Here is a 17,826-nt window from a genome sequence, read left to right on the forward strand (position 1 = left end):
CCCTGACGCGCTGTATATGTCTGCTTTCTCGGGCGGACACTAGCGTTCGTGAGGGCCTGTGTGACCAGTAAGTAATGCGCGTCACGTCTCACATGACGGACATCACACCGGCAGGCGTCACCCCGCGCCCCGGACGGCGTAGTTGAGCACCTTCTCGCTCAACAGCTCCTCGATGTCGTCGAGGAGGACGAGTATCTCCCGTGACACTTCGTCCGGGTTGCGCCCCTTGGTCATCTCGCGGCCGATCGCGACGAAGACGGTGCCGTGGACCCAGCAGATCTGACCGGCGATCAGCCTCGGCAGCGGGTCGGCGGCCTCGGCACCCGTCTCCTCGCGGAGGGTCGCCTCCAGGTTGTTTTGGACCTCCTGCTGGATGCTCCACAGCCGGGAGCGCAGTGGCGGCGCCTCCTCGATGCAGCGCATGAAACGGTCGTAGCCCTCGACGAGGCCCATCCGGGGCGAGACGGCCTCGATCTCGGCACGCAGCTCGCGCAGCACCGCCCGGGCGGCCGACTCCCCCGCGTCCCGGCCGCGCACCCAGCGCGAGAGCCGGTCGACGACCCCCTGGGAGCGGTCGAAGAAGAGGTCCTCCTTGGCGGGGAAGTAGTTGTAGACGGTGTTCACCGAGACGTCGGCCGCCTCCGCCACGTCCGCGATCGTCACCGTCACGAACCCGTGCTCCAGGAACAGACCGGTGGCGATGTCCGAGATGCGCTGCCTGGTCTCGCGCTTCTTCCGCTCCCTGAGCCCCTCTGCCATGCACGAATCCTAGCTTCCTTGGACTCGGTGAAAACTTGGGGCCATTGCAAATTTTAAGTGCCTCTGTTTTTCTAGGGGCATGGCAATCATCAGTACGTCCGCCCTGGCGCGTACCTTCCAGACCAAGCGCGGCCCGGTCCAGGCCGTGCGCGGCATCGACCTGACCGTCCGCGAGGGCGAGATCCTCGGCTTCCTCGGCCCGAACGGGGCCGGCAAGACGACCACCCTGCGGATGCTGACGACCCTGCTGGAACCCACCGGCGGCGCCGCCACCGTCGCGGGCTGCGACCTGGCGACCGACCCGGCCGGGGTGCGGCGGGCCTGCGGCTACGTGGCGCAGTCCGGCGGGGTCGACCCCCAGATCAGCGTGCGGGAGGAGCTGGTCACCCAGGGGCGTCTGTACCGGCTGACGAAGGCGCGGGCCGCCGAGCGCGCCGGGGAACTGGCGCGCGACCTGGGTCTCACCGAGTTCCTTGACCGCAAGTGCGCGGCGCTCTCCGGCGGGCAGCGGCGCCGCCTGGACATCGCGATGGCGCTCACCCACCGCCCCAAGGTGCTGTTCCTCGACGAGCCGACGACCGGTCTCGACCCGGGCAGCCGGGCCGACCTGTGGGACCTGGTGCGCCGGCTGCGCGACGAGCACGGCACGACCGTCTTCCTGACCACGCACTACCTCGACGAGGCCGACGCCCTCTCCGACCGGCTGGTCGTCGTCGATCAGGGAGTGGTCGTCGCCGAGGGCACGCCGAGCGCGCTGAAGCTCCGGTACGGCGGCTCGATCGACGCCTCGCTCCAGGACACCTTCCTCGCCATCACCGGCCGCAGTGCCGCGCGGGCCGACGCCGCCCCCGTAGCCGTCTAGGAAGTCTCGATGCTGATCCAGGACACGGCCCTCGTCTACGGCCGCTACCTCCGTCAATCCCTGCGTTCGCGCTTCGCACTGCTCTTCGGGGTGCTGATGCCGCTGCTGTACCTGCTGTTCTTCGGCCCGCTGCTCACCGACCTGCCGCTCGGCGAGCGCGGCAGTTCCTGGCAGGTGCTCGTCCCCGGCCTGCTGCTGCAACTGGGCCTGTTCGGAGCCTCGTTCGCGGGCTTCTCGATCCTCATCGAGAAGGGCCAGGGGGTGGTCGAGCGCATGCGCGTCACCCCCGTCAGCCGACTGGCCCTGCTGCTCGGCCGGGTGCTCAGGGACGCCACGGTGTTCGTCTTCCAGGCCGTGCTGCTGGTGCTGGCGGCGGTGGCGATGGGCCTGCGGGCCCCGCTGCCCGGGGTCCTGATCGGGTTCGGCTTCGTCGCCCTGCTCTCGCTCTCGCTGGCCTCGCTGTCGTACGCGCTGGCCATGAAGCTGCACACCGCGCAGACCTTCGGTCCGGCGATCAACGCGCTGACCATGCCGTCGATGCTGCTGTCCGGGCTGATGCTCCCGATGAGCCTGGGCCCGGCCTGGCTGGACGTGCTCTCGCACCTGATGCCGTTCCGCTATCTGGTCGACGCCGTCCGCGACGCCTACGTCGGCTCCTACGCCACGGCACACATGCTGTACGGCGTCCTGGTGGCCGCCGGCTTCACGGCCCTGTCCGTGACAGTGGGCACACGCGTGTTCCGAACGGCCGGAGCGTAACTACGCTGGCCGCATGGTCAATCTGACGCGCATCTACACCAGGACCGGCGACCAGGGCACGACCGCCCTCGGCGACATGAGCCGGGTCGCCAAGACCGACCTGCGGATCGCCGCGTACGCCGACGCCAACGAGGCGAACGCGGTGATCGGCACGGCGATCGCGCTGGGCGGTCTGGAGGAGGAGGTCGTCAAGGTCCTCACCCGCGTGCAGAACGACCTGTTCGACGTGGGTGCGGACCTGTCGACGCCGGTGGTGGAGAACCCGGAGTTCCCGCCCCTGCGGGTCGAGCAGTCCTACGTCGACAAGCTGGAGGCGGACTGCGACCACTTTCTGGAGGGCCTGGAGAAGCTCCGCTCCTTCATCCTGCCCGGCGGCACGCCCGGCGCGGCGCTGCTCCACCAGGCCTGCACGGTGGTCCGCCGGGCGGAGCGCTCGACCTGGGCGGCCCTGGAAGCCCACGGAGAGGTCATGAACCCCCTGACGGCCACCTACCTCAACCGGCTCTCCGACCTCCTGTTCATCCTCGCGAGGACGGCGAACAAGGAGGTCGGGGACGTGCTGTGGGTACCGGGCGGGGAGCGCTGACCCTCAGGTCCTGTGCCGCGCGCCCTGCCACAGGCCGGCGGCGACCAGCGCGCCGCCGACGCACATCATCACGACGCCGACCTTCGTGAGGGTGACGACGGGGACCTCCACGTCGCCGGTGAACAGCCACAGCCCGAGGCCGATCACGAAGGTGACGATCCCTTCCACCAGGTTCCCGCGGGCCTTGCTCTTCGGTGCGCTCATCGGTGCGCCCTCTCCTTCTCCGGCGCGGCCTCCGACTCACCCGCCGGAGCCTTCCGCGGCCAGATCCAGTAGCTCAGCGCGATCAGGCCGTGGATCCCCGCCGCGCGCCAAGCCGCGAAGCGCCAGCTCTCCAGGGACGTGACACGGCTCGGGTCGTCCACGTACCAGATGGCGAGCTGGAGCAGCACGGTCGCGACGGCCGCGCCCACCAGCGTGCCCAACCAGATCCTGCCCTCGTGCCGGGCCCGGGCCATGCCGTAGCGCGGGGGCTTCGGTGGCGGCGGGGCGCCGCCGAAGCGGTGGGCCGCGTGGCCGTCGAGCCACTTCACGGTGCGGTGACCGTGCCCCACGGTGTAGCCGATGTACAGCGCGGCCAGCCCGTGCGTCCAGTTCGGCTCGGCACCGTTCTTCAGGTCCAGCGCGGTGGCGACCAGCAGGACGACCTCCAGCAGCGGCTCGCACAGCAGCAGCGCCAGTCCCGTACGCGGCATGCGCAGCAGGTAGCGGAAGGCCAGTCCGGCCGCCAGCAGCACCCAGAAGCCGATCTCACAGGCGGCGATCAAGGCGACGATCACAATGTGCTCCTCTCGGTCACCCTTCCAGGCTCCCGTTCGGCGCGGCCGGAATCGTCGTCGCGACTGACGAACCCGCGGTACATCGAAAGATGCAGCGCAGGACCCTCCGCGGGGTCCACGCCCCACGGCCCGACGGCCGTGTTGGATGGTGCCATGGCCGTACGACTGCCCCGCCCACGCCGTTTCGACGTCTACGTCGCGCTCGGCGGCCTGCTCGGCGGCCTGCTGCTCTGGGGTGTCGGCCTGGCCACCCGTCCGCACACCGAGGCGTACGTGCTGCTGCCGGGCCGCTGGCCGGTCCTGCTGCCGCTGCTCGTCATGGCCGGCTGCGAGCTGCTGCGCCGGACCGCCCCGCGCATCGCCCTGCTGATCGGCACGGTGGCGATCGTCCTGGACACCGTCACCCAGGGCAATCTGGTCACGGTCCTGATGTACACCGACCTCATGTACGCGGCCGTCCTGTACGGCCCGCCCGCCTCGGCGCACCGCATCCCGCGGATCACCGGGGTGCTCTCGTTGGCCGGGGCCGTGGTGCCGTTCGCCCTGTGGCGCGAGCCCGAGGCGCTGCTGATCGGTGTGGTCACGGGCCTCGTGACCTTCGGCCCAGCCTCCACCGGCCTGATCGTCCGCAACCACCGGGAGGCCGCGGAGGCGGCCCGGCTGCGCGCCGAGCAGACCGCGCTGCTCGCCGAGATGGACCGCACCCAGGCGGTCACCGCCGAACGCGCCCGGATGGCCCGCGAACTGCACGACATGGTCGCCAACCACCTGTCCGCCATCGCCATCCACTCCACGGCCGCGCTCTCCCTCCAGGACCCGAAGACCTCCCAGGAGGCCCTGACCGTCATCCGCGAGAACAGCGTGGCGGGGCTCTCGGAGATGCGGCGGCTCATCGGGATCCTGCGGGACTCCAGCGGCGACACCGAGCCCGTCGCCGCCCCCACGCTCGACGGGCTTTGCGCCCTGGTCGAGAACGCCCGCACCAACGGCCTCGACGTCACGCTCGACGCCGCTCACGACACGGTCCCCGCGCCCGTCGAACTCGCCGCCTACCGCATCGTCCAGGAGTCCCTCACCAACGCCCTCAAGCACGCCGGCCCCGGCCCGGTCACCGTGTCCCTCGCCCAGCTCGACGGCCTGCTGACCGTCGCGGTGACCAGCCCGTACGGCGACCGGGACGGGCCGAGCGCCCCCGGCTCGGGCGCCGGTCTGGTCGGCATGCGGGAACGCACCGCCCTGCTGGAGGGCACGTTCGAGGCCGGCCCGGAGGACTCGCCGGACGGCAAGATCTGGGCCGTACGCGCCACGCTGCCCGTCCACGACACCGTCGAAGGAGAACCCGAATGATCCGCGTCCTGGTCGCCGAGGACCAGTCCGCCGTCCGCGCGGGCCTGGTCCTCATCCTGCGCAGCGCGCCCGACATCGAGGTGGTCGGTGAGGCGGCGGACGGCGAACAGGCGGTGGCGCTGGCCCGGGAGCTGCGCCCGGACCTGGTGCTCATGGACGTTCAGATGCCGCGGCTGGACGGGGTGTCGGCGACGCGGCAGGTGGTGGCGGAACGGCTCGCCGATGTGCTGGTGCTGACCACCTTCGACCTCGACGAGTACGTCTTCGGGGCGCTGCGGGCGGGCGCGTCCGGCTTCCTGCTCAAGAACACCGAGGCGAAGGACCTGCTGGAGGCCGTGCGGACGGTGGCGCGCGGGGAGGGGCTGATCGCCCCGGCGGTCACGCGGCGGCTGATCGCTCAGTTCGCGGCGAAGCCGGCCCGGGAGCCCGCGGCCGATCCGGCCGTCCTCGACCGGCTGACCCGGCGTGAGCGCGAGGTGCTGTCCTGCCTCGGCGAGGGCCTGTCCAACGCGGGGATCGCCGAGCGGCTCGACATGGCCGAGGCGACCGTGAAGACGCATGTCAGCCGCCTGCTGGGGAAGCTGGAGCTGCGCAGCCGGGTGCAAGCGGCGGTGCTCGCGCAGGAGTTGGGGATCTGACGGGCCGCCGACCGCTCCGGACCGTGGTGGTCCAGACCTATTGACCGGTGGTCCAGACCTTTCTATTCTCACCGCACCATGAGTGGGCGTGAGGCTCAGTCACGCCCCCACAACTCCATCGAGGAGGCGCAGCATGCGCTTCAGACACAGAGCCGCGGCAGGGTTCGCGACCCTGTTGCTCCCGCTGGCCGGTCTCGTCGGTCTCGCGAGCCCGGCCCAGGCCGCGACATCCGCCACCGCGAGCTACACCAAGACGCAGGACTGGGGCTCCGGCTTCGAAGGCAAGTGGACGGTGAAGAACACCGGCACCACGACCCTCAGCTCCTGGACCGTCGAGTGGGACTTCCCCTCCGGCACGTCCGTCACCTCCGCCTGGGACGCCGACGTCACCTCCTCGGGCACCCACTGGACCGCGAAGAACAAGTCCTGGAACGGGACCCTCGCCCCCGGCGCCTCCGTCTCCTTCGGCTTCAACGGCAGCGGCACCGGCTCCCCCGCGAACTGCAAGCTCAGCGGTGGCAGTTGCGACGGCGGCACCACGGAACCCGGCGACAGCGCACCCAGCGCCCCCGGCACGCCGACCGCCTCCGACATCACCGACACCTCGGTGAAGCTGACCTGGTCCGCCGCCACCGACGACAAGGGCGTCAAGAACTACGACGTCCTGCGCGACGGCGCCAAGGTCGCCACCGTGGCGGGCACGTCGTACACCGACACGGGCCTGACCAAGGGCACCGACTACTCCTACTCCGTCCAGGCGCGTGACACCGCCGACCAGACCGGCCCGGTCAGCGGCGCCCGCGCGGTGCGCACCACCGGCGGCACGACCGAGCCCCCCAAGGGCGACAAGGTCAAGCTCGGCTACTTCACCGAGTGGGGCGTCTACGGCCGCAACTACCACGTCAAGAACCTGGTGACCTCGGGCTCGGCGTCGAAGATCACGCACATCAACTACGCCTTCGGCAACGTCAAGAACGGCCAGTGCACGGTCGACGACACCTATGCCGCCTACGACAAGGCCTACACCGCCGAGCAGTCCGTCAGCGGCACCGCCGACACCTGGGACCAGCCGCTGCGCGGCAACTTCAACCAGCTGCGCCAGCTCAAGGCGAAGTACCCGCACATCAAGGTGCTGTACTCGTTCGGCGGCTGGACCTACTCGGGCGGCTTCGGCCAGGCGGCGCAGAACGCCGCCGCGTTCGCCAAGTCCTGCAAGGCCGTCGTGGAGGACCCGCGCTGGGCCGACGTCTTCGACGGCATCGACATCGACTGGGAGTACCCGAACGCCTGCGGCCTGACCTGCGACACCTCGGGCCCCGGGGCCTTCAGGAACCTGATGTCGGCGCTGCGCACCGAGTTCGGCAAGGACTACCTGGTCACCGCGGCCATCACCGCCGACGGCTCCTCCGGCGGCAAGATCGACGCGGCCGACTACGGCGGCGCCGCGCGGTACCTCGACTGGTACAACGTGATGACGTACGACTACTTCGGCGCCTTCGACAAGGACGGCCCGACCGCGCCGCACTCCCCGCTCACCTCGTACCCCGGCATCCCGCAGGCCGGGTTCAACTCGGCCGACGCGATCGCCAAGCTGAAGGCGAAGGGCGTCCCCTCCGCCAAGCTCCTGCTCGGCATCGGCTTCTACGGCCGCGGCTGGACCGGCGTCACCCAGTCCGCCCCGGGCGGATCGGCGACCGGCGCGGCACCGGGCACGTACGAGGCGGGTATCGAGGACTACAAGGTCCTCAAGAACTCCTGCCCCGCCACCGGCACCATCGCCGGCACCGCGTACGCGCACTGCGGCAGCAACTGGTGGTCGTACGACACCCCGTCGACGATCGCCGGGAAAATGACCTGGGCCAGGAGCCAGGGCCTGGGCGGCGCGTTCTTCTGGGAGTTCAGCGGCGACACCGGCAACGGAGAACTGGTCACCGCGATCGACAACGGGCTCGCCTAGGAACGACTAAGCAACATTGACGCGCTGACCGGGCGGGGCTGCCTCGAGCCACGCGAGGAAACCGGTCAGCGCGTCCTCGCTCATGGCCAGCTCCAACCGGGTCCCCCGGTGCAGACACGCGAGGATCACATGGTCGGAGAGGAGCGCCAGCTCCTCCTCACCCTCCGGGACCCGGCGGCCGGCCACCTCGATCGCGGACCGCTCCAGGATCCGGCGGGGGCGCGGAGAGTACGAGAAGACACGGAACCACTCGACGCGGTCGCCGTTGTACCGGGCCACCCCGTACGCCCAGCCCTTGCCGTTCTTGTCGCCCTCCTCCGGCGTGTCCCAGCGCAGGCTGGCGTCGAAGGTGCCGCCCGAGCGCTGGATGAGCCGGCGGCGCAGACCGAAGACGAAGAGTCCCACCACCACGAGGGCCACGACAATTCCGCACACAGTCAGAGCGAGGACCATCGACACCGACCTCCTCGTCTCCTAGGTAACGGAACGTAAAAAACACCCACATCCGCCTCAGCCGCGGCTGGGTCCGGATCTCTCCGGTACCCAGCCGCGGCTGAGTGACGTCATCACACGACGGGCTTAAGTCAGCGCGCCGCCGTGGCCGCACGCAGACGGACGTCCGCGCGGCGCTGGGCCTCCGCGTCGTCCTCCGCCTTCGCGCGCTCCAGCTCCTGCTCCGCGCGCTGGACATCGATCTCGTCCGACAGCTCCGCGACTTCGGCCAGCAGCGAGAGCTTGTCGTCCGCGAACGAGATGAAACCGCCGTGGACCGCGGCGACGACCGTCCCGCCATCACTCGTACGGATGGTCACCGGGCCCGACTCCAGCACACCGAGCAGCGGCTGGTGACCGGGCATGACGCCGATGTCGCCGGACGTGGTGCGCGCGACGACCAGGGTGGCCTGGCCGGACCAGACCTCACGGTCGGCCGCGACCAGCGCGACGTGCAGCTCAGCAGCCAAGGGTGGCTCCTCGGGTCACCACCCGGCGGGAGTGCCGGGTGTTGGTTACAAGTCTAGTAGGCGTGACGGAGGGGGCGGGACGCGCCCGCCCCCTCCGTCATGAGCACGAGGCTCATGTATCGAGCGCGAGGCTCAGGAGACGCCCAGCTCCTTCGCGTTCTTCTTCAGGTCCTCGAGACCACCGCACATGAAGAACGCCTGCTCCGGGAAGTGGTCGTACTCGCCGTCGCAGATCGCGTTGAACGCGGCGATCGACTCGTCCAGCGGCACGTCCGAACCGTCCACGCCGGTGAACTGCTTGGCGGCGTGGGTGTTCTGGGACAGGAAGCGCTCCACGCGACGGGCACGGTGGACGACGAGCTTGTCCTCCTCGCCGAGCTCGTCGATACCGAGGATCGCGATGATGTCCTGCAGGTCCTTGTACTTCTGCAGGATGTTCTTCACGCGCATCGCGGCGTTGTAGTGGTCCGCCGAGATGTACCGCGGGTCGAGGATCCGGGACGTGGAGTCCAGCGGGTCCACGGCCGGGTAGATGCCCTTCTCGGAGATCGGACGGGACAGAACCGTCGTCGCGTCGAGGTGAGCGAAGGTGGTGGCCGGGGCCGGGTCGGTCAGGTCGTCCGCGGGGACGTAGATCGCCTGCATCGAGGTGATCGAGTGACCACGGGTCGAGGTGATGCGCTCCTGGAGGACACCCATCTCGTCGGCCAGGTTCGGCTGGTAGCCCACCGCGGAGGGCATACGGCCGAGCAGGGTCGACACCTCGGAACCGGCCTGGGTGAAGCGGAAGATGTTGTCGATGAAGAACAGCACGTCCTGCTTCTGGACGTCACGGAAGTACTCCGCCATCGTCAGGCCGGCCAGGGCCACGCGCAGACGGGTGCCCGGGGGCTCGTCCATCTGACCGAAGACCAGGGCGGTCTTGTCCAGAACGCCGGACTCTTCCATCTCCGCGATGAGGTCGTTGCCCTCACGGGTGCGCTCGCCGACGCCCGCGAAGACGGAGACGCCCTCGTGGAGGTTGGCGACACGCATGATCATTTCCTGGATCAGCACGGTCTTGCCGACACCGGCACCACCGAACAGACCGATCTTGCCGCCCTTGACGTACGGGGTGAGAAGGTCGACGACCTTCAGGCCCGTCTCGAACATCTCGGTCTTCGACTCGAGCTGGTCGAACGCGGGGGCCTTGCGGTGGATGGACCAGCGCTCGCCCTCGTAGGCCTCGTCGCTGTTCAGCACCTCACCGAGGGTGTTGAACACTTTGCCCTTGGTGAAGTCACCGACCGGGACGGAGATGCCCGCGCCGGTGTCGATCACCGGGGCCTGGCGGACCAGGCCGTCGGTGGGCTGCATGGAGATCGCGCGGACCAGGCCGTCACCCAGGTGCTGGGCGACCTCCAGGGTCAGCGTCTTCTTCTCGCCCGCGAGCGCCGGGTCGGCGACCTCGACGTGCAGGGCGTTGTAGATCTCGGGCATCGCGTCGACGGGGAACTCCACGTCGACGACCGGGCCGATGACCCGGGCGACGCGGCCCGTAGCCGTCGCGGTCTCAACAGTGGTGGTCATTTATCGGTCACTCCCCGCGGTCGCGTCGGCCAGGGCACTGGCGCCACCGACGATCTCGCTGATTTCCTGGGTGATTTCGGCCTGGCGGGCCTGGTTGGCAAGCCGGGTGAGCGTCTCGATGAGCTCTCCGGCGTTGTCGGTGGCCGACTTCATCGCGCGCCGCGTGGCGGCGTGCTTGGAGGCGGCCGACTGGAGCAGCGCGTTGTAGATCCGGCTCTCCACGTAGCGCGGCAGCAGGGCGTCCAGGACGTCCTCCGCCGAGGGCTCGAAGTCGAACAGCGGGAGGATCTCGCCCTTGGGCTTGGCCTCCTTCTCGACCTCTTCGAGGCTGAGCGGCAGCAGCCGGGCCTCGATGGCCGTCTGCGTCATCATCGACACGAACTCGGTGTAGACGATGTGGAGCTCGTCCACGCCGCCCTCGGCCGTCTCCGTCTCGATGGCCTCGATCAGCGGGGCCGCGACCTTCTTGGCGTCCGCGTACGACGGCTCGTCGGTGAAGCCCGTGAACGACTCCGCGACCTTGCGCTCGCGGAAGTTGTAGTGGGCGAGACCACGGCGGCCGACGATGTAGCTGACGACCTCCTTGCCCTCACCTTCGAGCTTCGCCGTGAGCCTCTCCGCGGCCTTGATGGCGTTGGAGTTGAAGGCGCCGGCCAGGCCGCGGTCGCTCGTGAGGAGCAGGACCGCGGCGCGGGTCGGGTTCTCCGGCTCCGTCGTCAGCGGGTGCTTGGTGTTCGATCCGGTGGCGACCGCCGCGACCGCCCGGGTGAGCTCGGTCGCGTACGGCGTGGACGCCGCCACCTTGCGCTGCGCCTTGACGACGCGCGAGGCGGCGATCATCTCCATCGCCTTCGTGATCTTCTTGGTCGCGGTGACGGAACGGATGCGACGCTTGTAGACCCGGAGCTGGGCTCCCATGAGTCAGGTCCCTTCCTTACGTCACTTGCCGGCAGCCGGGGCGTCCTCGCCGAGCAGCTTGCCGTCGGAGGTCTCGAACTGCTTCTTGAACTCCGCGATGGCGTCGGCCATGGCCTGGAGCGTGTCGTCCGACATCTTCCCGCCCTCGCGGATGGAGGTCAGCAGGCCCTGCTCCTTGCGGTGCAGGTACTCCAGCAGCTCCTTCTCGAAGCGGCGGATGTCGGCGACCGGAACCTCGTCCATCTTGCCGGTGGTGCCGGCCCAGATGGAGACGACCTGGTCCTCGGTGGCCATCGGCTGGTACTGCGGCTGCTTCAGCAGCTCGACCATGCGCTGACCACGCTCCAGCTGCGCCTTGGACGCGGCGTCCAGGTCGGAACCGAAGGCGGCGAACGCCTCCAGCTCACGGAACTGGGCGAGGTCCACACGCAGACGGCCGGAGACCTGGCGGATCGCCTTGTGCTGGGCGGAGCCACCGACTCGGGAGACCGAGATACCGACGTTCAGCGCGGGGCGCTGACCGGCGTTGAACAGGTCCGACTCCAGGAAGCACTGGCCGTCGGTGATGGAGATGACGTTGGTCGGGATGAACGCCGAGACGTCGTTGGCCTTGGTCTCGACGATCGGCAGACCGGTCATCGAGCCGGCGCCCATCTCGTCGGAGAGCTTCGCGCAGCGCTCCAGCAGACGGGAGTGCAGGTAGAAGACGTCACCCGGGTAGGCCTCACGGCCCGGCGGGCGGCGCAGCAGCAGCGACACGGCGCGGTAGGCGTCGGCCTGCTTCGACAGGTCGTCGAAGATGATCAGGACGTGCTTGCCCTGGTACATCCAGTGCTGGCCGATGGCCGAACCGGTGTACGGCGCCAGGTACTTGAAGCCGGCCGGGTCGGACGCCGGGGCGGCGACGATGGTCGTGTACTCCAGCGCGCCGGCCTCCTCCAGAGCGCCGCGCACGCCGGCGATGGTGGAGCCCTTCTGGCCGATGGCGACGTAGATGCAGCGGACCTGCTTGTTCGGGTCGCCCGAGCGCCAGTTGTCGCGCTGGTTGATGATCGTGTCGACGGCCAGCGCGGTCTTGCCGGTCTGGCGGTCACCGATGATCAGCTGACGCTGGCCACGGCCGATCGGGGTCATGGTGTCGACGGCCTTGTAGCCCGTCTCCATCGGCTCGTGCACCGACTTGCGGACCATGACGCCAGGAGCCTGAAGCTCCAGTGCGCGACGGCTGTCGGTCTCGATCTCGCCGAGACCGTCGATCGGGTTGCCGAGGGGGTCCACCACGCGGCCGAGGTAGCCCTCGCCGACCGCGACGGACAGGACCTCGCCGGTACGGCTGACCGGCTGCCCCTCCTCGATGCCGCTGAACTCGCCGAGGACGACGCAGCCGATCTCGCGCTCCTCGAGGTTGAGGGCGAGACCGAGGCTGCCGTCCTCGAACTTCAGCAGCTCGTTGGCCATGACCGAGGGCAGACCCTCGACCTTCGCGATGCCGTCGCCGGCGAAGGTGACCGTACCGACCTCCTCGCGCGAGGCCGCGTCCGGCTTGTACGCCTGGACGAAGTTCTCCAGCGCGTCCCGGATCTCCTCCGGCCGGATCGTGAGCTCCGCCATCTGGGTTCCCTGCTCTCCTTGTTGGGCCCGAAGTTTCACTTTGGGGGTCTGGGGGCGACCCCCAGGATTCTTCTGCACGGCCCAACCAGGGCCGTCGTCAGTACGTTGTGCCTATTGAGTTGCTGCTCAGCCCGCGAGCCGGCGGCTGGCGTCCTCGATGCGGTCCGCGAGGGAGCCGTTGATGACCTCGTCGCCGACCTGCACCCGGATTCCGCCGATGACCTCGGGGTCCACGTCCAGGTTGAGGTGCATCGTGCGCCCGTAGAGCTTCGCGAGGGCAGCGCCCAGGCGCTGCTTCTGCACGTCGCTCAGCGGTACCGCCGAGGTGACGGTGGCGACCATGCGGTCCCGGCGCTCGGCGGCGAGCTTGGACAGGGACTCCAGTCCCGACTCCAGGCTACGTCCCCGCGGCGCGGTCACAAGGCGCGTCACCAGACGCTCGGTGGCCGCCTGCGCCCGGCCGCCGAGCAGGCCGCGCAGCAGCTCGCTCTTGGCCGAGGTGGTCGCCTTGCGGTCGGTCAGCGCGGCACGCAGTTCGATGCTGCCGGAGACGATCCGCCCGAAGCGGAACAGCTCGTCCTCGACGTCGTCGAGCTTGCCCGCCTTCTGCGCGGCGGTGAGGTCGGCGGTGCTGGCCAGCTCCTCCAGGGCGTCCACCAGGTCGCGCGACTGCGACCAGCGGGAGCGCACCATTCCGGCGACCAGGTCGGCGGCCGGGCCGCTGACCTGGGTGCCGAGGAGACGCTGGGCCAGTTCGGCCTTGGCCTCGCCGGCCTGCGCCGGGTCGGTGAGGACCCGACGCAGCGACACCTCGCGGTCGAGCAGCGCGGTGACGGCGGCCAGTTCGTCGGCGAGCGCGCCGGCGTCCACGGACGTGGAGTCCGTCAGCGCGTCGAGACGCTCTCGTGCGGCTGCCAGGGCCTCGCGGCTCGCTCCGTTCATCGGCCGGCCTCGGCCTTCTCCTCGAGGTCGTCGAGGAACCGGTCGATCACGCGGCTCTGGCGGGCGTGGTCCTCGAGGGACTCGCCGACGAGCTTGCCGGCCAGGTCGGTGGCGAGCTTGCCGACGTCCTGACGGAGCGCGGACGACGCGGCCTTGCGGTCGGCCTCGATCTGGGCGTGGCCCGCGGCGACGATCTCCTCGCGCTGACGCTGGCCCTCGGCCCGCATCTCGGCGATGAGCGCGGCACCCTGCTCCTGCGCCTCCTGGCGCAGGCGCGCGGCCTCGTGCCGGGCCTCGGCGAGCTGTGCCTTGTACTGCTCAAGGACGCTCTGGGCCTCGACCTTCATGGTCTCGGCCTCTTCGATACCGCCTTCGATCGCCGCGCGGCGCTCCTCCAGAACCTTGTTGATGTTCGGAAGCAGCTTCTTCCAGAAGAAGAAGAACACGATGGCGAAGGCGATGGTGCCGACGAGCAGCTCGGGGCCCGGAGGAACAAGCGGGTTCTGCTTCTCCTCGGCCGCCAGCTGCACCAGGTTGGCGATCACATCAGTGCCTTCCGTTGAAAGGTTTCGATCGTCCGGTCGTCTTTAGTAGACGAACGGCATGACGATGCCGATGAGGGCGAGCGCCTCACAGAACGCGAAACCGAGGATCTGGTTGGCACGGATCAGACCGGCCGCCTCGGGCTGGCGGGCCAGGGCCTGGGTGCCGTTGCCGAAGATGATGCCGACGCCGACGCCGGGGCCGATGGCGGCAAGGCCGTAGCCGATGGAGCCGAGGTTGCCTTCGACGGCGGCGAGGGTCTCAAGGGCAGCCATGCTGAATCTTCCTTCTCTTTCAGGACCGATGGGGGTTGGCCACCGGACGTTCTGGGGGCTGAGAGTGGTTGTGGCTCAGTGGTGCTCGGCGAGAGCGCCCTGGACGTACGTGCAGGCAAGGAGTACGAAGACGTACGCCTGGACGGCCTGCACGAAAAGCTCGAAGAGGATCATGACCGTGGCCATGACGAAGGAGACGCCGGCGGCCGGGATCATCCAGCTGTTCAGCAGGTACCACGAGGCGACGGTGAACATGACCAGCATCAGGTGGCCGGCGAACATGTTGGCGAACAGTCGCACCGCGTGCGTGAACGGCCGGACGAGCAGGTTCGAGAAGAACTCGATGACCATCACGAGCGGCAGCACCGGGCCGAGCGACTTGTCGTAGCCCGTGACGTTCTTGAAGAACCCGACGAAGCCGTGCCGCTTGAAGGTCAGCGACACCCAGGTCACGTAGACGACCGCGGCCAGGACCGCCGGGAACGCGATGATCGACGACACCGGGAACTGTGCCAGCGGGATCACGGACCAGATGTTCATGATCCAGATGAAGAAGAACAGCGAGACCATCAGGGGGACGTACTTCTCGCCCTCCTTCTTTCCGAGGGTCTCGTAGACGATGCCGCGGCGGACGAAGTCGTATCCGGCCTCACCGACCATCTGCAGCTTGCCCGGCACCACCTTGGCCTTGCCGAAGGCCGCGTAGAAGAAGCCGATGACGAGAATGGTGGTGATGATGGCGAGCAGCATCACCTTGTTGAACTCGAACCCCCCGACCGTGGCAATCGGCTTGAAGAGGAACGAGTGCAGGCCCGGAGCCGGAAAACCACACCCGTTGTCGGACATGATCCGACAGCTCCAGTCAAAGGCGAGCTGGGTCTGGTCAGCACTCACCGCGGGCTCCTTCGGCGTGACGCATGGGTACGGCAACCTCGTTGTGTCGGCGCGGCACGGAGCCGCGGTTCGGCACGGGACTGGTGTTACGGATGTGGGGGCGGCTGGGGGGCATCTCGCCTCGCGATAGAGCAGGCGTCAGCTCGGATGCCCGCGCCCGCGATGCCGCAGTTGGCACCGGACGATAGCAGGAGATCTCATGCCTACTTATCCCGGCCCTACCCCTCACGACGAGTGCCCCGACTTTTCGGGCTTCCCGCCCGTCGTCGAATCGGGCTCGACGTAAAGGATCTTGGCCTTCATATGGGCACGCGTCTGTGCGGCGATCCACGCGAGGGTGCCGGCGACGAGCGTGAGAGCGAAGGCCTTGGGGTCGAACAACGTGGTGTTCTTGAAGGCGGCCATGAAGACGAACAGCAGCAGAATCTGCGCTGCGTAGAGCATCAGACCCATCGCCTGGAAAAGGTGCGGAAGCGATTTGGCAGTGCGCTGCAGGACGTAGAGACCGATCCCCATGAACAGGATCACCACGAGCGTCGCGGCGACCGCCCCGATCGCCCCCTTGCCACCGGCGACCACGCCACTGATGACGGCGGCAACAGCACCGACGGCAGCCGTGGGCACGGCGGCCTGGGCCAGGATCCGGGCGTCATTGGACGGCATGGCGGCAACTCCGCTTTCGCAGGGGGCAGGGGTGTCGTCATGGACGAGCGTAGTCCCGGGCTGAGTGGAGACCTCACACCAATGGACCGTCGCACTGCGGTCCTTCGGCTCTATCCGGGGGGTTCTCGTGAACCGTATCACAAACTATTTGATGCAGTCTTTACCTGAGGGTGTGCGTGCAGTCACACATGAGAGTGAAGCTGCGCGCCTGTGCAAGAACAGTGCCGACTTGTCTGGTATTGGGGCGCTTCGCTCCCCCATCACAACCCCACGACTTGGCAATGCTCTAGTCAGATTCTTACCTTGCCCGCTCTCTTACCTGGTCCCGGCCTTGCGCCGGTCCGCCAGACGCGAGCGGGCGCCGATGGCCGTGGCTCCGTCGGCACCGGAGACGCCGGACACCACCGGGGCGCGGTCCTCGGGCGCGACCGGGGCGGCCGGCTCGCTGGCGGACGCCGGCGTCGAGGCCTCCGGCGCCAGGGCCGGGACCCCGCGGCGCCGGTAGCGCGGCGGCACGAAGCGCTCCATCCAGCGGGGCGTGCGCGGCGTGAAGCGCGGCAGCAGGAGCAGCGCCAGGCCGATCGCGCTGAGGAACACGATGCCGAGCACGATCCACATGGACGCCGAGTTGACCGAGTAGGCCAGCGCGCCGAAGGCGATCAGCGCCGACCAGAAGTACATGATCAGCACCGCCCGGCTGTGCGAGTGGCCGATCTCCAGCAGCCGGTGGTGCAGGTGGCCGCGGTCGGCCGCGAACGGCGACTGGCCGCGCCAGGTCCGGCGCACGATCGCCAGGATCAGGTCGGCGGCAGGGACCGCGATGATCGTCAGCGGCAGCAGCAGCGGGATGTAGACGGGGACCGTCTGGTGCACGGCCTCCTTCTCCGACCCGACGTACAGGTTGAGCGCGTCCGGGTCGACCTGCCCCGTGACGGAGATCGCGCCGGCGGCCAGGACCAGGCCGATCAGCATCGAGCCGGAGTCGCCCATGAAGATCCGCGCCGGGTGCATGTTGTGCGGCAGGAAGCCCAGGCACATGCCCATCAGGATCGCCGAGAAGAGCGTGGCGGGGGCGGCGGCCTCGATGCCGTACGAATACCAGATCCGGTAGGCGTACAGGAAGAACGCGGTGGCCGCGATGCAGACCATGCCGGCCGCGAGACCGTCCAGGCCGTCGACGAAGTTGACCGCGTTGATGGTGATGACGACCAGCGCGACCGTCAGCAGGGTGCCCTGCCACTGGGTCAGCGCGACCGAGCCGATGCCCGGGATCGGCAGCCACAGGATCGTCAGACCCTGTACGACCATCACGCCCGCGGCGATCATCTGGCCGCCCAGCTTGATCAGGGCGTCGATCTCGAACTTGTCGTCCAGCACACCGATCAGCCAGATCAGGGCCGCCCCGGACAGCAGCGCCCGGGGTTCGTTCGAGGCCTGGAAGACCTGGTTGAGGTTGGTCAGGTGATCGGCGACCAGCAGGCCCGCGCACAGGCCGAAGAACATCGCGATCCCGCCGAGCCGCGGAGTGGGTTCCCGGTGCACGTCACGTGCCCGGATCTCCGGCATCGCTCCTGCCACGATCGCGAACTTCCGTACCGGCCCTGTCAGCAGATACGTCACCGCGGCCGTGATGCAGAGCGTCAGCAGGTATTCACGCACGGGCTTCCCCACAGGTCTCGCTGGCCATCACAGCCCCACACCCTAGCGATGCGCGCATATGAGTGGGGACTTCCGGGTAGCGACGATGGTTGCACGAGTAGCT

20 protein-coding genes are annotated in these 17,826 nt (G+C 68.9%); 6 read left to right on the plus strand and 14 right to left on the minus strand.

Translation table 11 applies throughout. From position 1 onward, the window contains the following. Window positions 1-117: 117 nt before the first annotated feature. On the minus strand, window positions 118-759 hold the full coding sequence (locus ABZ192_RS12930; RefSeq protein WP_356924544.1) for a TetR/AcrR family transcriptional regulator: 642 nt from the start codon (window positions 757-759) through the stop codon (window positions 118-120). Between the two features lie 79 nt (window positions 760-838). On the opposite strand from ABZ192_RS12930, the gene ABZ192_RS12935 reads away from it, so the two are divergent. From ABZ192_RS12935 to ABZ192_RS12945, 3 genes are read left to right on the plus strand one after another with little or no spacing between them, the layout of a single operon-like run. Beyond that, entirely contained in the window at window positions 839-1,621 is a 783-nt protein-coding gene (locus ABZ192_RS12935) for an ATP-binding cassette domain-containing protein (protein ID WP_356924545.1), read from the plus strand. A 9-nt stretch (window positions 1,622-1,630) separates the two neighbouring features. Further along, complete coding sequence (locus ABZ192_RS12940; RefSeq protein ID WP_356924546.1) at window positions 1,631-2,380, plus strand: ABC transporter permease; 750 nt, start codon at window positions 1,631-1,633, stop codon at window positions 2,378-2,380. A 13-nt stretch (window positions 2,381-2,393) separates the two neighbouring features. Next, window positions 2,394-2,966, plus strand: a complete 573-nt coding sequence (locus tag ABZ192_RS12945) for a cob(I)yrinic acid a,c-diamide adenosyltransferase (protein WP_356924547.1) — start codon at window positions 2,394-2,396, stop codon at window positions 2,964-2,966. Window positions 2,967-2,969: 3 nt separating this feature from the next. On the opposite strand, the gene ABZ192_RS12950 is transcribed toward ABZ192_RS12945, so the two are convergent. Together ABZ192_RS12950 and ABZ192_RS12955 are read right to left on the minus strand one after the other, a co-directional pair. Then, window positions 2,970-3,170 (minus strand): DUF5708 family protein, encoded by a 201-nt coding sequence (locus tag ABZ192_RS12950; protein ID WP_356924548.1) that lies wholly within the window; start codon window positions 3,168-3,170, stop codon window positions 2,970-2,972. Next, a complete protein-coding gene (locus ABZ192_RS12955) occupies window positions 3,167-3,745 on the minus strand; it encodes a hypothetical protein (protein ID WP_356924549.1) in 579 nt (192 codons plus the stop codon). The genes ABZ192_RS12950 and ABZ192_RS12955 overlap by 4 nt, the downstream gene beginning before the upstream one ends. Window positions 3,746-3,898: 153 nt before the next feature. Between ABZ192_RS12955 and ABZ192_RS12960 the strand changes: the two genes are divergently transcribed. The 3 genes from ABZ192_RS12960 (at window position 3,899) to ABZ192_RS12970 (ending at window position 7,687) form a co-directional block, all read left to right on the plus strand. Then, window positions 3,899-5,092 carry a histidine kinase gene (locus tag ABZ192_RS12960; RefSeq protein WP_356924550.1) on the plus strand — a complete coding sequence of 398 codons (1,194 nt, stop codon included), beginning with the start codon at window positions 3,899-3,901 and terminating at the stop codon, window positions 5,090-5,092. Further along, window positions 5,089-5,730 (plus strand): response regulator transcription factor, encoded by a 642-nt coding sequence (locus tag ABZ192_RS12965; RefSeq protein ID WP_356924551.1) that lies wholly within the window; start codon window positions 5,089-5,091, stop codon window positions 5,728-5,730. Before ABZ192_RS12960 ends, ABZ192_RS12965 begins: the two co-directional genes overlap by 4 nt. Before the next feature lie 133 nt (window positions 5,731-5,863). Continuing rightward, entirely contained in the window at window positions 5,864-7,687 is a 1,824-nt protein-coding gene (locus ABZ192_RS12970; protein ID WP_356924552.1) for a glycoside hydrolase family 18 chitinase, read from the plus strand. A gap of 6 nt (window positions 7,688-7,693) precedes the next feature. Here the strand turns inward: ABZ192_RS12970 and ABZ192_RS12975 are convergent, their stop codons facing one another. The 11 genes from ABZ192_RS12975 to ABZ192_RS13025 form a co-directional block, all read right to left on the minus strand. Then, window positions 7,694-8,140 (minus strand): DUF2550 domain-containing protein, encoded by a 447-nt coding sequence (locus tag ABZ192_RS12975; RefSeq protein WP_356037165.1) that lies wholly within the window; start codon window positions 8,138-8,140, stop codon window positions 7,694-7,696. Between the two features lie 131 nt (window positions 8,141-8,271). Further along, window positions 8,272-8,649 carry a F0F1 ATP synthase subunit epsilon gene (locus tag ABZ192_RS12980; RefSeq protein ID WP_053670581.1) on the minus strand — a complete coding sequence of 126 codons (378 nt, stop codon included), beginning with the start codon at window positions 8,647-8,649 and terminating at the stop codon, window positions 8,272-8,274. Window positions 8,650-8,781: 132 nt separating this feature from the next. Beyond that, the gene (gene atpD / locus ABZ192_RS12985; protein WP_193502825.1) at window positions 8,782-10,218 is read right to left on the minus strand and encodes a F0F1 ATP synthase subunit beta; all 1,437 of its coding nucleotides are present in this window, start codon (window positions 10,216-10,218) and stop codon (window positions 8,782-8,784) included. Then, on the minus strand, window positions 10,219-11,136 hold the full coding sequence (locus ABZ192_RS12990; RefSeq protein WP_356037156.1) for a F0F1 ATP synthase subunit gamma: 918 nt from the start codon (window positions 11,134-11,136) through the stop codon (window positions 10,219-10,221). It lies immediately after the preceding gene. Between the two features lie 21 nt (window positions 11,137-11,157). Beyond that, a complete protein-coding gene (gene atpA / locus ABZ192_RS12995; protein ID WP_150483051.1) occupies window positions 11,158-12,747 on the minus strand; it encodes a F0F1 ATP synthase subunit alpha in 1,590 nt (529 codons plus the stop codon). Between the two features lie 126 nt (window positions 12,748-12,873). Next, complete coding sequence (locus tag ABZ192_RS13000) at window positions 12,874-13,689, minus strand: F0F1 ATP synthase subunit delta (protein ID WP_356924553.1); 816 nt, start codon at window positions 13,687-13,689, stop codon at window positions 12,874-12,876. Next, window positions 13,686-14,234 carry a F0F1 ATP synthase subunit B gene (locus ABZ192_RS13005; RefSeq protein WP_356924554.1) on the minus strand — a complete coding sequence of 183 codons (549 nt, stop codon included), beginning with the start codon at window positions 14,232-14,234 and terminating at the stop codon, window positions 13,686-13,688. Before ABZ192_RS13005 ends, ABZ192_RS13000 begins: the two co-directional genes overlap by 4 nt. A 42-nt stretch (window positions 14,235-14,276) precedes the next feature. Next, complete coding sequence (atpE, locus tag ABZ192_RS13010; RefSeq protein ID WP_030049631.1) at window positions 14,277-14,507, minus strand: ATP synthase F0 subunit C; 231 nt, start codon at window positions 14,505-14,507, stop codon at window positions 14,277-14,279. A 75-nt stretch (window positions 14,508-14,582) separates the two neighbouring features. Next, a complete protein-coding gene (atpB, locus tag ABZ192_RS13015) occupies window positions 14,583-15,353 on the minus strand; it encodes a F0F1 ATP synthase subunit A (RefSeq protein ID WP_356924640.1) in 771 nt (256 codons plus the stop codon). A gap of 273 nt (window positions 15,354-15,626) precedes the next feature. Further along, window positions 15,627-16,064 carry a hypothetical protein gene (locus ABZ192_RS13020; protein WP_356924555.1) on the minus strand — a complete coding sequence of 146 codons (438 nt, stop codon included), beginning with the start codon at window positions 16,062-16,064 and terminating at the stop codon, window positions 15,627-15,629. A 315-nt stretch (window positions 16,065-16,379) separates the two neighbouring features. Next, complete coding sequence (locus ABZ192_RS13025) at window positions 16,380-17,723, minus strand: MraY family glycosyltransferase (protein ID WP_356924556.1); 1,344 nt, start codon at window positions 17,721-17,723, stop codon at window positions 16,380-16,382. Between the last annotated feature and the right edge of the window lie 103 nt (window positions 17,724-17,826).

Source organism: Streptomyces sp. NPDC006235, assembly GCF_040613735.1.
GTDB lineage: Bacteria > Actinomycetota > Actinomycetes > Streptomycetales > Streptomycetaceae > Streptomyces.

What these genes read in the sequence shown, in the direction of transcription:
- ABZ192_RS12950 (WP_356924548.1), bottom strand. Translation starts at nt 3,170, where the DNA reads ATGAGCGCACCGAAGAGCAAGGCCCGCGGGAACCTGGTGGAAGGGATC.
- ABZ192_RS12965 (WP_356924551.1), top strand. Translation starts at nt 5,089, where the DNA reads ATGATCCGCGTCCTGGTCGCCGAGGACCAGTCCGCCGTCCGCGCGGGC.
- ABZ192_RS12990 (WP_356037156.1), bottom strand. Translation starts at nt 11,136, where the DNA reads ATGGGAGCCCAGCTCCGGGTCTACAAGCGTCGCATCCGTTCCGTCACC.
- atpD (WP_193502825.1), bottom strand. Translation starts at nt 10,218, where the DNA reads ATGACCACCACTGTTGAGACCGCGACGGCTACGGGCCGCGTCGCCCGG.
- ABZ192_RS12930 (WP_356924544.1), bottom strand. Translation starts at nt 759, where the DNA reads ATGGCAGAGGGGCTCAGGGAGCGGAAGAAGCGCGAGACCAGGCAGCGC.
- ABZ192_RS12970 (WP_356924552.1), top strand. Translation starts at nt 5,864, where the DNA reads ATGCGCTTCAGACACAGAGCCGCGGCAGGGTTCGCGACCCTGTTGCTC.
- ABZ192_RS12935 (WP_356924545.1), top strand. Translation starts at nt 839, where the DNA reads ATGGCAATCATCAGTACGTCCGCCCTGGCGCGTACCTTCCAGACCAAG.
- atpB (WP_356924640.1), bottom strand. Translation starts at nt 15,353, where the DNA reads ATGTCCGACAACGGGTGTGGTTTTCCGGCTCCGGGCCTGCACTCGTTC.
- ABZ192_RS13000 (WP_356924553.1), bottom strand. Translation starts at nt 13,689, where the DNA reads ATGAACGGAGCGAGCCGCGAGGCCCTGGCAGCCGCACGAGAGCGTCTC.
- ABZ192_RS12960 (WP_356924550.1), top strand. Translation starts at nt 3,899, where the DNA reads ATGGCCGTACGACTGCCCCGCCCACGCCGTTTCGACGTCTACGTCGCG.
- atpE (WP_030049631.1), bottom strand. Translation starts at nt 14,507, where the DNA reads ATGGCTGCCCTTGAGACCCTCGCCGCCGTCGAAGGCAACCTCGGCTCC.
- ABZ192_RS12945 (WP_356924547.1), top strand. Translation starts at nt 2,394, where the DNA reads ATGGTCAATCTGACGCGCATCTACACCAGGACCGGCGACCAGGGCACG.
- ABZ192_RS13020 (WP_356924555.1), bottom strand. Translation starts at nt 16,064, where the DNA reads ATGCCGTCCAATGACGCCCGGATCCTGGCCCAGGCCGCCGTGCCCACG.
- atpA (WP_150483051.1), bottom strand. Translation starts at nt 12,747, where the DNA reads ATGGCGGAGCTCACGATCCGGCCGGAGGAGATCCGGGACGCGCTGGAG.
- ABZ192_RS12975 (WP_356037165.1), bottom strand. Translation starts at nt 8,140, where the DNA reads ATGGTCCTCGCTCTGACTGTGTGCGGAATTGTCGTGGCCCTCGTGGTG.
- ABZ192_RS12940 (WP_356924546.1), top strand. Translation starts at nt 1,631, where the DNA reads ATGCTGATCCAGGACACGGCCCTCGTCTACGGCCGCTACCTCCGTCAA.